Source organism: Cytobacillus oceanisediminis 2691 (genome assembly GCF_007678455.1).
Taxonomy (GTDB): domain Bacteria; phylum Bacillota; class Bacilli; order Bacillales; family Cytobacillaceae; genus Mesobacillus; species Mesobacillus oceanisediminis_A.
Genome location: NZ_VEEP01000010.1, coordinates 110,601 through 122,409, shown reverse-complemented (window position 1 = coordinate 122,409; position 11,809 = coordinate 110,601). Strand labels below are relative to the sequence as shown.

The window sequence follows — 11,809 nt, the reverse complement described above, 5'->3', positions numbered from 1 at the left end:
TCGGACAAGTTCACGGTAAGAGCGGGAGAAATGTCCGAACCAGGTTCACCTTCGGACAAGATCATCAGTAAGAGCAGGAGAAATGTCCGAACCTGATCTGACTTCGGACAAAGTCATCGTGAAGAGCTCGTGAAATGTCCGAACCTGATCTAACTTCGGACAAAGTCATCGGGAAGAGCTCGTGAAATGTCCGAACCTGATCTAACTTCGGACAAAGTCATCGTGAAGAGCTCGTGAAATGTCCGAACCTGGTCTGACTTCGGACAAAGTCATCGGTAAGAGCTACAGAAATGTCCGAACCTGATCTGACTTCGGACAAAGTCATCGGTAAGAGCCTGAGAAATGTCCGAACCTGGGTCAACTTCGGACAAAATCAGTATGGAAAGCCGGAGAAATGTCCGAACCTGGGTCAACTTCGGACAAAATCAGTATGGAAAGCCGGAGAAATGTCTGAACTTGGGTCAACTTCGGACAAAATCATCGTAAAGAGTTCGTGAAATGTCCGAACCTGGTCTGACTTCGGACAAAGTCATCAAGAAAAGCCGGAGAAATGTCCAACCCGGGTCAACTTCGGACAAAGTCAACGGGAAGAGCCGGAGAAACGTCCGAACCTGGGTCAACTTCGGACAAAATCAACGTTAAGAGCGGGAGAAATTTCCGAATCTGTACCCGAATCCGAACAAGTGTTAATTATTGGAGGGAACAACTATGAATGAACCGGTCGTCATTGTCGGAGCGGGTCTGGCAGGGCTTCGTGCTGCTGCTTTGCTTCAGGCAAATGGAATCAGCTGCCGGGTGTTGGAGGCGCGTGATCGAATTGGAGGCAGGGTTTTGAGCATGGAGGCCCAAGACATGCCGGAGCTCGGCAAGTTTGATCTGGGTCCTACCTGGTTCTGGCCGGATCATGAACCTGTCATCACTAATTTGGTCAAAGAACTTGGATTGTCCACTATTGAACAGCATACCTCGGGCGCAATGCTTTATGAGCAATCGAAAACTGGCCCCATCCAGCGGCATGTTTTGGCAGAAGGTGCTGTTGAGAGGTCTGTGCGTCTGGCTGGCGGTATCCAATCCCTTATTGATGCCATCGCATTCACGCTTCCTTCGGGCACGATCGAGCTGAATACACGGGTTACGGCTATCCAACTCGATGATCAAGTGACAATCGAAGCGGAAGAACTTACAGGGAAAAAGAAGAGCATTCATGCTGGAGCGGTAATCCTGGCATTGCCGCCTCGGATCATCGCTGAAAGGATCGACTTTTCACCTTCTCTTCCAGATGGAATTTTAGCGAGCATGAAAGACAAGCCAACATGGATGGCGGGCCAGGCCAAAGCGATTGCGATTTATGACCGTCCATTCTGGAGGGAAGACGGTCTTTCCGGCCAGGTCACCAGCTGGTCTGGTCCTTTGCAGGAGATCCATGATGCATCGCCAGAAACAGGGTACGGCGCACTTTTTGGCTTTTTCGGCATTCCGGCAAAAATCCGGCAAGAACTTGGTGAAGAACACTTACATTATCTTGTCATTGACCAATTGACACGGCTTTTTGGCCCTTCGGCTGAAAAACCGATGGCTTTCCTGTATAAAGATTGGGCAGGTGATCCTCAAACAGCAGTGGAACAAGATCTTCCTCCGTTGACCAGCTTTCCGGACTATGGCCTCCCGGCAGGAATGAGTTCGTGGGGCAAGAGGGTTATTTTTGCAGGTACTGAGACAGCGCCTGGTCATGGCGGGCATCTTGAAGGAGCTCTTTTGTCAGCGGAGCGAGCGGCATCTGTTTTGATGAAACTGGTTGATGAGAATAAACTGTAACGATAGATATAAAACGAAAGCGTGCCTTTTCCGATAAAACGGATGAGGCGCTTTTTTGTTTGCGCAACTGTAGTTAGTGGAACAGGACCATGCCTCAGCAGAAATCTGGTTTAATGTAACTATTAAATTTACCTATTATTAACACAGTGATATAGTAAGAATTACCTAACTTGAGAGGACGCTATATACTATGAGTTGCAATGCGTGTGTGGTTGGAAATTTACAGTTTGAGATAAGGGTAGAAGGGGAGCAGAATGTTACCATTTTTCCTGAAGTGGTTCGTCACATGGAGCGTAACGGTGAACTGGTGCGGTCGGAAGGGGGTTCACTGGTTGTTAGCGAAGCAGGGATGAGGGATTTCCTTGATTTTTGCCATGATCATATGGAGCCGGGCAAGGTGTTTTTTCGGCTGGATGAAGAAAAATGGAGGCTTCTCTCGGAAGCAGAAGAAATCCTCGAAAGTGAATGGATCGACGAGGTTATCCGAAAAGAGCTGGTTACTTGCCATGCCCAACCGATAGTTGATGCTGGAGGCAAGGTTTACGCCCATGAGATGCTAGCCAGATTTTACCGAGAGGATGGTTCGGTGATTTATCCTGGTGCAATTTTCGGAGCTGCCAAAAAGCGTGACCGGTTGTATGCTCTTGATCGGATTTGCCGTATGGCCGCCGTCAGGGCCGCCTCATTTACGGATAAGAAGGCGTTCATCAATTTTATTCCGACATCGATTTATTCTCCTGAATTCTGCCTGAAGTCGACGACGATGCTGGCTGACCGACTGGGAGTCGATCCGGGACGGCTTGTTTTTGAAGTCGTTGAAACAGAAAATGTCGAGGATACGGATCATCTGAAAAGAATCCTCACTTTTTACAAAGAAAAAGGTTTCCGTTACGCGCTTGATGATGTGGGTGAAGGGTACAGCACATTGGAGCTGCTTTCCGACCTGCAGCCGCATTATATGAAACTAGATATGAAGTATGTACAGGGAGTGGCTGCAAATCTTCAAAAGCAGCGGACTGCTTCTGCATTCTTAACTGAAGCGAAGAAACTGGGATCTGTTCCGCTTGCGGAAGGAATTGAATCTGCGGAAGATTTTGAGTGGCTAAAGGAAAAAGGATATCAGCTGTTCCAGGGGTACTTTTTTGGCAAACCTGCGCCAATTGAAAAATCAGCAGAAGAATAATAAAGAAAAGAAACCGTGCAAAATACGGTTTCTTTTTGCTATATATCATCGGCATAATGCATGGAGCGTTTTGCTTCCAACATCTCTTTCATTTCATTTATTGCTTCTGTCAGGAGCGCAATGTCTTTAAGAATTTGCTGTTTGATGAATGTGTCGGCACTTGACTGATATTCAATTTTCAGTTGGATCAGTTCCCTTTGGAATAGAAAAAGTGTTAGCAGCTTAATCTCCCCCTTTGGAAAAATAATCATCCTCTCTATCTGTATAGTTCTATATACCCAAAATTTCTGGCTTTAAAACATAAAATATGGTAAAAAGCCTCCCCCGCAAAATGGGAGAGGCTTTCAAATTTACGCTGTTGTCTTTTGTGCTTCAAATACGGCCACAGATTCTTTCCTCTGGTAATAGTACCAGTTGAGGACGATTGAGATCACATAGAAGCCGATGAAGATGGAGAATGCTGGTACATACCCTCCGGAAATTTTCACGGACCAGCCGAACAGCTTTGGAATCAGGAAGGATCCGTACGCTGCGAATGCTGCCGTAAAGCCGAGTACTGGGGCTGCTTCTTTCGGAACAAAGATTCCAGGGATCATCTGGAATGTTGATCCAGAACCGATGCCAGAAGCGATGAACAGAACCATGAATGAAGCCAGGAAGCCGCCAAATTGCTTCGTGCCAAGGAAGTAAATGACGCTTCCAGCACCAGCCATCATCACAACCAGGACGATGGATGTCAGCTTTGCTCCGCCCATTTTATCAGCCATCCATCCGCCGATAGGGCGTGCACCCGCAGCAAGGAAGGCGCCAAGGAAGGCTAGTGAGATATATTCAGGGAACTGCGTTTTCAATAAAAGCGGGAATGCCGCTGAGTAACCGATGAAAGATCCGAATGTTGCCACGTATAGCCATGTCATGATCCAAGTGTGCTTTCTTTTTACAATGACGAATTGATCAGAGAACGATTGCTTTGTGCCAGGCAGGTTATCCATGCCGAACCATGCAGCGATTGTGACAATTGCGATTGGGATCAGCCAGATGAATGCTGCGTTTTGAAGCCATACTTCCTGGCCGTTAGATAATTTCTGTCCATCGCCAGCGATAAAAGCGAAGGTTCCAGTTGTAATGATTAGTGGTGTTACGAATTGAACAACAGATACACCCATGTTGCCTAAACCGCCATTGATACCAAGTGCAGTACCACGTGCTTTTTTCGGGAAAAAGAAGCTGATGTTGGATGAAGAACTGGAAAAGTTTCCGCCACCCAGGCCGCAAAGTGCAGCGAGTAAAAGCATCACTGAGTAAGGTGTGTCAGGATTCTGGACCGCGAAGCCGATGCCGACAGCGGGAATTGCGAGCACTGCAGTTGTCAGGACTGTCCAGTTGCGGCCGCCGATCATTCCTACTCCAAATGTGTACACAAACCGCAGCGTGGCACCAACAAGACCAGGCATGGCTGCCAATGCGAACAGCTGTTGATCAGTAAAATTAAAACCAATATCATTAAGGCGAATTGCAACCACAGACCAGATTTGCCAGACAATGAATGCGAGCATCAAGGAAGGTACCGAAATCCATAAGTTACGTTGGGCATGTTTTTTTCCTTCAGATTGCCAGAAACGATCGTCTTCAGGGTTCCATGTATTTATGCGAGCCATTTTAATTCCTCCATATGTGATATGAGTGTTTACAAGATTAATAAACCATTTATATCACACATCAGTTGTGACGAACCTCACATCTGGAGACACCATCACAATTCTGTCAAAAAGTCTTGAACAAATTTTGACAGGGAGCAGTGAAAGTCTGAGGGAAAACACCTATAGGGGTGTTTGGGTGTGGGGAGGCTCTTTAGATTTTGGAAACGGATGAATTTACATGGAGAAAACATAAAAAGTGTGCGATTACATGACAACGAGATCGAGATTAGCCTCGAATAAAGGCAAAAAGCATGTCGGGGCGCCGGTTATTGGCGAAAATTCCAATATATCGACCACATTTTAAAATATATCAGCGGATTTTTGATTTTATCGACCACATTTAAGATTATATCGACCACATTTCGCAATATATCGACCAACTCATTATGGAATCCAGAAACATAAAAAAGCCTTATCCGGTTATGCATAAGGCTGTTCTTTGTTAATTTCTTTGCTTGATTGGCTCTCCAGCTAAAATAGGTCTAGAAATTGCCAGCTGCTTTTCTTTTAAAGGAGCAGGCTTGTTTTTCAAAAAGGTAAATAAGAAGCAGCCTGCGATGACGATGATACTGCCGGCGCCCTGGGTCCATGTCATTTTCTCACCCAAAAAAGCAAAGGCTAAAACAGCTGTGAATACTGGGTTGAAATTCAGAAACAGCCCGGCGGCACTTGGGCCGAGTTTATTTACCCCGATATTCCATAGGACCATGCAAAGGACTGTGGAGATCAGGCCTGTATATAAAATAGATTGGATGAATGATGCATTTACGTTTGTGACTGTGAAATCTGAAATCGTAAAAGGCAGAAGGACCAGCAAACCGAAAATGCCAGAATAAAGGGTGGACATCATCGGTGTAACGGATGCCATCGCCCATTTGCTAAAGACCGAATACATTCCCCACATGCCCACTGCTGCCAGCATATAGATATCCCCAGTGTTGACCTTCAAGGCAAACAATGACTCGAAATTTCCTTTTGAAAGAACAAGCAAAACGCCAAATAATGAGACGACCATTGAAAGGACCTGAAGAGAGTTTATTTTTTCCTTTAGAAAAAAGAAAGAGAATGCAGCAATTGAAAACATGTTTAACGTCGATATTAAACCGACGTTGGTAGCCGACGTCTTTTCCAGGGCCATAAATTGCAATGCCTGAAACAAGGCCACGCCAGTGACCCCCATCAAAAATAACGGGAGGATCGATTCCTTTGGAGGAATCAGCTTTTTTTCTATCCGCCAGACAAGCGGGATCAGGAAGATGATTGCAATAGCCCATCTTAGGATGGTCAGGGTGGCAGGGGAAGCATGCTCAACTAGCGTTTTTCCCACGATAAAATTACCGCCCCAAAGAAAGCTGGTCAGTAGCAATAAGATATAATATTTCACGTCATTTAGCTCCCCTTCTAAAAGAGCCATTGTGCACAATGACATTGTTCATATGAATTATTTTAACATTTTAGTTAAAAAACATAATGATATTTTGTATAATTTATATTATTTGAAATAAATGAAAGTAATATAGATTTTTAGTTTAAAAAATTCATTTTCGAATAGTGGTTAGATCTGTTTTTTGAATAATTGAAAAGGATGATGAGTCATGGAGTCGATTGTCAGCAAAGTTTTGGACAATGTGGATATTAGAATTTTGGATTTACTGCAAAAGGATGCACAGCTAAGCAATCTTGAACTGTCAAAGCGTGTGAATTTATCGGCACCGGCGGTTCATGCAAGAATCAAGAGATTGGAGTCTGAAGGATATATCAAAAAGCAGGTCGCGATTTTAAATCATGAGAAGCTTGGTTTTGATTTGCTATGCTTTATATTTATAAGCACCAATATGCACCAGGCTGAAAAGCTCGCATCACTGGAAGGTTCATTGGAAGCAATGAAGGAAGTCCTCGAGTGTCATTGCTTATCAGGCGAGTATGATTATCTGCTAAAGGTTGCCTGCAAGGATCGCAAAAGCCTGGAGATATTTATTAGAAAGCTGAATGAGCTGGGGGTCACCAGGATACAAACAAGCCTTGCTTTGAGGGAAATCAAGGATTCTACCGTTTTGCCAATACATGGTGACGAATAAAGAGTTGGATTTTTTAAAATATTGAATATATTTGTTTGGATATCCTATAATAAAGGGAGATAAGTTTGTCCTTACGATATACATAAATAGCATCTAATTTTTATTCAGGAGGTCATCATGGGTAGATTAGTTCATTTTGAAGTTCATGTAAGTGATATGGATCGGGCTAAGAAGTTTTATGGAGAGGTATTCGGATGGTCATTTCAAGATTGGAGTGAATATGCAGGAATGCCATACTTCGGTGCTGTGACTGGCGAAGAAAAAGAGCCTGGAATCAATGGTGCATTAATGCAGCGGCAGAGTGCTCCTCCAGAAGCTAACCAAGCATTAAATGGATTTGCATGCACAATGGGAGTAGAAAACTATGATGAAACTGAAGCGAAAATTCTCGAGAACGGCGGCAATGTTTCAATACCCAAATATGCCCTCCCTGGAATGGCGTGGCAAGGATATTATATCGATACTGAAGGGAATGTCTTCGGAATTCATCAACCTGATGAGAATGCGAAATAGAATCTTTGATATGTGAACAATATCCGAGATGATTGAATAAGTGCGCACGAGGCAAGGCCAAAAAAAATCCACAAAAGACTTCTTCTTGTGGATTTTTTTTGTGCCCGTAATGTTTAATCAAACGTTTGATTAAATTTATTGATAATAAGCGAATTCAGGTTGAGCGTGGCCGGCCCCATGGGATTCTCCGCTTGCGGGGTTATGTTCCAAGCATCAGCGTTTCAATTTATTGGCGAAAATTTAATTATATCGGCCACATTTCGCAATATATCGACCACACTCATAATTGGCGTGCTGTTATGAAAATAGTTGAAAAACCCTCAGAGATGATTTACTATCAATTCATAACACGATATATTGTGTTGGAAAGAGATTAATATAACTAAATATTGAAATTGCCGGTAAGTATGGTGTCTGAACAAGACTTAATAGGGAATCTGGTGAAAGTCCAGAACTGTTCCCGCAACTGTAAGTGCTGACGAAATAAGGATGAACCACTGTCTTAAAAATGGATGGGAAGGCCTTAAAGTAGGGTGAAGCACAAGTCAGGAGACCTGCCATATTTATGCGTGTTATCTTCTTCGGGAATTGGGAAGGTATTACGGGGATAAATTGATAGGCTCATGTAGTTTTGCAGATACATATGAGGTGTTAATTGATCAACGTTACTTAAACCCATCTTTCGAGATGGGTTTTTCTCATTTTCAGGGAGCATTTTTCAAACAGGAGGTCAGGAATGGAAGGATTATCTACAAATGTGTCCAGGACTTTGCAGAACCGGCTGGTTTTGCCTCCGGACACGAATCATCTTGGAACGATTTTTGGCGGCACCGTGTTGTCCTATATTGATGAAATCGCAGCGATTGCAGCGATGAAGCACAGCAGGATGGCAGTTGTTACGGCTTCGATTGACTCAGTGAATTTCCTGTCATCGGCAGTAGTGGGCGATATCTTAACGCTTGAAGCTGTGGTGATTTCAACAGGGAGGACGTCGATGGAAGTGTTCGTGAAAGTGGAAAGCGAGAACTTGAATACGCGTAAAAAGACTTTGACGACCACCTCGATTTTAACCATGGTGGCAAAGGATGAAAAAGGTGTGCCCGTTCCAGTCGCCGGGGTCATTCCGGAAAGTATTGAGGAATGGGAGCTGTTCAACACGGCGGACATGAGAAGGCAGCATAGGCTGGAAAAGAAAAAAAGTAAACAAGCAGGAGGAGTCATCGATGAAAATTCAAGTAAAGGATGATCATGCAGCCAAACGGATTGCAGAAATTGAACAATCGTTCCCTCAATTAAATTTTTCACCATTCAAAGAAAAGGTCGACCAGGTCCTTGAAGCCAAGAATATGACAGACGATCAACTCGAGAACATGTTAATTTTGACAGCAGTCGAACGAATCGGCCGTATTGAACCTGACTGGACCTATGTGGCAGCACGCTTTTACTTGAAGAAATTGTACAAGCTTAGTGCAGGATTTCGGGAAGGAGTTGGTTATGGATCCTTCTATGATTTAATCAATAGACTGATAGGAATCGGGATTTATGATAGCCGAATAGTAAAGGCTTATTCCCAGGAAGAAATCGAATATCTTGAAAAAGTGATCGATCCCGAGAGAGACAAATTATTTACCTACATAGGGCTTGCCACGATGGCGGAAAGGTATCTTGCACGCACTCAAAAAGGCGATTTTGCGGAGCTGCCGCAGGAGAGATTCATGATCATCGCGATGACCTTGCTGGCAGAAGAACCGATGGAAAAGCGGCTTGGATTGGTAGAGGAGGCATACTGGGCGCTGTCCAATCTCTATATGACCGTAGCAACACCGACACTTGCGAATGCTGGCAAAAGCTATGGCCAGCTGTCGAGCTGCTTTATTGATACGGTAGCGGATGATTTAAGAAGCATCTATGATTCCAACACGGATATCTCAACCTTGAGCAAGAATGGCGGCGGCATAGGCGTGTACCTGGGCAAAATCAGAAGCCGCGGCAGTGATATCAAAGGTTTCAAAGGAATCAGTTCCGGAGTGATCCCGTGGATGAAACAGCTGAATAACACCGCGGTTTCGGTCGATCAATTAGGGCAGCGGCAGGGTGCAATTGCTGTTTACCTTGATGTCTGGCATAAAGATATCTTCCCGTTCCTTGATGCAAAGCTGAACAATGGTGACGAGCGCCAGCGGACCCATGATATATTCACAGGCATTTGCATTCCTGATTTATTTATGGAACAGGTAGAAAAACGGGGCGACTGGTATCTGTTTGATCCACATGAAGTAAGGCGGGTAATGGGATTTTCGCTTGAAGATCATTTTGATGAGGAAAAGGGTGCAGGTTCATTCCGGGAAAAGTATTGGGCATGCGTCAACCATCCAGGGTTGTCACGTGAAGTGGTGCCGGCAATTGAAATCTTTAAATCGATCATGGTCTCTCAGCTAGAAACCGGCACGCCTTACATGTTTTACAGGGATCAGGTCAACAGGCTGAATGCCAATCACCATAAAGGGATGATTTACTGCAGCAACCTATGCACGGAAATCACCCAGAACATGAGCCCAACTCTCCTTGAAGAAGAAACAATCGAGGACGGAAGAATTTTAATTTATAAAAAGCCGGGTGATTTTGTCGTCTGCAACCTGTCCTCGATTTCCCTTGCCAAAAGTGTAATGGATGATGTACTTGAACGAGTGATCAATATTCAAGTCAGGATGATGGATAATGTCATCGATATCAATGAAATCCCTGTGCTGCAGGCACAAATAACCAACAAGAATTATCGGGGAATCGGTCTGGGAACATTCGGCTGGCACCATCTTCTGGCTCTGAAAGGAATCAAATGGGAAAGCGAAGAGGCGGCAGAATATTGTGATGCCCTCTATGAAGAGATTGCCTGCTTAACCATCAGCGCAAGCCTTGAGCAGGCAAAAGAAAAAGGGGCATATCCTTATTTTGAAGGTTCCGATTGGTCGACAGGACAGTTTTTCGAGAAGAGACAGTACAACGGTGAAAGATGGGATGATTTAGCCGAAGAGGTAAAGCAGAATGGCATCCGGAACGGTTACCTGATGGCGGTGGCACCTAACTCTTCAACATCGATTCTGGCGGGTTCGACAGCAAGTATTGATCCAATTTTCAGGCTCGAATATTCTGAGGAAAAGAAAGATTACAAGATTCCAGTGACTGCACCTGATCTATCAGCAGAAACAATGTGGTTTTACAAGACGGCCTACAATGTTGACCAGCATTGGAGCATCAAACAGAATGCGCGGCGCCAGCGCCATATCGACCAATCCATTTCATTTAATTTTTATGTGAAAAATACCATCAAGGCAAAAGCGCTGCTGGACCTGCATATGGATGCCTGGAAATCTGGCCTGAAAACAACTTATTATGTCCGTTCGACATCAAGCAGTGAGTGGGACGAATGCGAGAGCTGCCATAGCTAAGAGGAAGGGACGGAAAAAGATGAACCAATTGAAGAAGAGATCACTGGTCGATGCCGGTGCACCAAATGCCTCGACCGGGATTATTAATGGGCAAAGTTCAAATATCCTGAATTGGGATGATGTCCGCTTTCCGTGGGCATATCCAAAATACAAGAGAATGCTGGGCAATTTCTGGACCCCTTTTGAAATCAATATGTCAAAGGATATCAAGCAATTTTCCCAGCTGTCTGAAAAGGAAAAGGATGCCTTTTTAAAAATCATCGGGCTCCTGGCATTGCTCGACAGCATACAGACAGACTATGCCGGCAAGGTGGCCGATTATTTAACCGATTCCAGTCTAAATGCGCTGATGATCATCCTGGCGCAGCAGGAAGTGATCCATAATCATTCCTACAGCTATGTGCTGTCAAGCATTGTATCGAAAGCGAAGCAAGAGGAAGTGTTCGATTATTGGAGGACAGAACCGATCCTGCGCAAGCGGAATGAGTTTATAACAGATGGGTATAAGGATTTTGCTGAAAATCCTGATGTCGAGAATCTGCTGCATTCCATCGTTTATGACGTCATCCTTGAAGGCCTGTTCTTCTACTCGGGATTCTCCTTCTTTTATAACCTGGCGCGGAATCAGAAAATGGTTGGCACCAGCACGATGATCAACTACATCAACCGTGATGAACAGCTGCATGTAGGATTATTTGAGAAGATTTTCAAAGAGATTCTCCGTGAAAACCCTAAGTATGACTCACAATCATTGAGGGAGTTTGGGACTGCAGCCTTCCGGGAAGCTGCCCGGCTGGAGATTGAGTGGGCTGATTATATTATCGGCAACCAAATCGATGGCCTGCTGATGTCAGACGTGGAGGCTTATATAAAATTCATGGCCAACAAACGGGCAGAACAGCTGGGATTTGCAGCGCCATTCGAAGGACATCGCACCAATCCGCTAAGATGGATCATCGCTTATCAGGAGGTAGACCTTGGCAAGACCGATTTCTTTGAGCAAAAATCAAGACAGTACACGAAAACATCGGATGAGAATGGGTTTGATGAGCTTTAGAGGTGGCTATTGGTCCT

General features: G+C 44.5%; 11 protein-coding genes and 1 riboswitch. Of the genes, 8 read left to right on the top strand and 3 right to left on the bottom strand.

From position 1 onward, the window contains the following. Positions 1 to 290 precede the first annotated feature (290 nt). The 3 genes from FS736_RS19140 to FS736_RS19130 all read left to right on the top strand — a co-directional run bounded on the left by FS736_RS19140 (position 291) and on the right by FS736_RS19130 (position 2,998). Positions 291 to 497: a hypothetical protein gene (locus FS736_RS19140; protein ID WP_144480302.1), complete on the top strand. Its 207-nt coding sequence runs from the start codon at positions 291 to 293 to the stop codon at positions 495 to 497. Between the two features lie 211 nt (positions 498 to 708). Continuing rightward, entirely contained in the window at positions 709 to 1,815 is a 1,107-nt protein-coding gene (locus FS736_RS19135; protein ID WP_144480300.1) for a flavin monoamine oxidase family protein, read from the top strand. 190 nt (positions 1,816 to 2,005) lie between these two features. Continuing rightward, entirely contained in the window at positions 2,006 to 2,998 is a 993-nt protein-coding gene (locus tag FS736_RS19130) for an EAL domain-containing protein (protein WP_144480298.1), read from the top strand. Between the two features lie 38 nt (positions 2,999 to 3,036). Here FS736_RS19130 and FS736_RS19125 read toward each other — a convergent pair whose 3' ends face one another. From FS736_RS19125 to FS736_RS19115, 3 genes are all read right to left on the bottom strand, one after another. After that, a complete protein-coding gene (locus FS736_RS19125; RefSeq protein ID WP_144480296.1) occupies positions 3,037 to 3,249 on the bottom strand; it encodes a hypothetical protein in 213 nt (70 codons plus the stop codon). A gap of 99 nt (positions 3,250 to 3,348) precedes the next feature. After that, positions 3,349 to 4,656, bottom strand: coding sequence for an MFS transporter (locus FS736_RS19120; protein WP_144480294.1), 1,308 nt, complete (start codon positions 4,654 to 4,656; stop codon positions 3,349 to 3,351). A gap of 484 nt (positions 4,657 to 5,140) precedes the next feature. Beyond that, positions 5,141 to 6,082: a DMT family transporter gene (locus FS736_RS19115; protein ID WP_144480292.1), complete on the bottom strand. Its 942-nt coding sequence runs from the start codon at positions 6,080 to 6,082 to the stop codon at positions 5,141 to 5,143. A 211-nt stretch (positions 6,083 to 6,293) separates the two neighbouring features. Here FS736_RS19115 and FS736_RS19110 point away from each other — a divergent pair, with 211 nt between their 5' ends. The 5 genes from FS736_RS19110 to FS736_RS19090 all read left to right on the top strand — a co-directional run bounded on the left by FS736_RS19110 (position 6,294) and on the right by FS736_RS19090 (position 11,792). Then, complete coding sequence (locus FS736_RS19110) at positions 6,294 to 6,776, top strand: Lrp/AsnC family transcriptional regulator (protein WP_144480290.1); 483 nt, start codon at positions 6,294 to 6,296, stop codon at positions 6,774 to 6,776. 117 nt (positions 6,777 to 6,893) lie between these two features. Next, positions 6,894 to 7,289 carry a VOC family protein gene (locus FS736_RS19105; protein WP_144480289.1) on the top strand — a complete coding sequence of 132 codons (396 nt, stop codon included), beginning with the start codon at positions 6,894 to 6,896 and terminating at the stop codon, positions 7,287 to 7,289. A 391-nt stretch (positions 7,290 to 7,680) separates the two neighbouring features. Then, positions 7,681 to 7,865, top strand: a riboswitch (cobalamin riboswitch). Positions 7,866 to 8,025: 160 nt separating this feature from the next. Beyond that, entirely contained in the window at positions 8,026 to 8,535 is a 510-nt protein-coding gene (locus FS736_RS19100) for an acyl-CoA thioesterase (protein WP_144480287.1), read from the top strand. Continuing rightward, positions 8,513 to 10,735: a ribonucleoside-diphosphate reductase subunit alpha gene (locus FS736_RS19095; RefSeq protein WP_144480285.1), complete on the top strand. Its 2,223-nt coding sequence runs from the start codon at positions 8,513 to 8,515 to the stop codon at positions 10,733 to 10,735. Before FS736_RS19100 ends, FS736_RS19095 begins: the two co-directional genes overlap by 23 nt. Before the next feature lie 19 nt (positions 10,736 to 10,754). Further along, entirely contained in the window at positions 10,755 to 11,792 is a 1,038-nt protein-coding gene (locus FS736_RS19090) for a ribonucleotide-diphosphate reductase subunit beta (RefSeq protein WP_144480283.1), read from the top strand. Positions 11,793 to 11,809 lie beyond the last annotated feature (17 nt).